Genomic DNA, 273 nt, shown 5'->3' with positions numbered 1-273 from the left:
CCACTCGGCCCTCGAAAGGCTTGGTGTCCGGAACTGTGAGGGTGAAGAGTTGAACGAGGCCACGGTTATCGAGGCCCTCGATCTGGAGAACCGGGCGGGTGGGGATCACCTCGCCGGTCTTCTTGTTGACGCCACCGCCCAGGGTGGTGACTGCTCGAATGGTGCCGGTCAGCGTGAGCATCACAGGCTCCCTTGATCCAGGGCACCGGAACGCTCGATAGCTTCCTCGGCGCGGGCCAGCGCATCAGACACAGCAGCCTCGATGAACTCGCG

At 63.7% G+C, this 273-nt stretch carries 1 protein-coding gene; it reads right to left on the bottom strand.

Annotation, left to right across the window (positions count from 1 at the left end):
* Positions 1-181 (bottom strand): hypothetical protein (locus ABG80_RS24130; protein WP_152987627.1); only part of this gene is annotated, 181 nt, incomplete at its 3' end.
* Positions 182-273: the final 92 nt, after the last annotated feature.

This window comes from Aquabacterium parvum (assembly GCF_001447195.1).
Classification (GTDB): domain Bacteria; phylum Pseudomonadota; class Gammaproteobacteria; order Burkholderiales; family Burkholderiaceae_C; genus Aquabacterium; species Aquabacterium parvum.
Note: the sequence above shows the minus strand (reverse complement) of the source record. Positions and strands in the feature narration are given on the sequence as shown.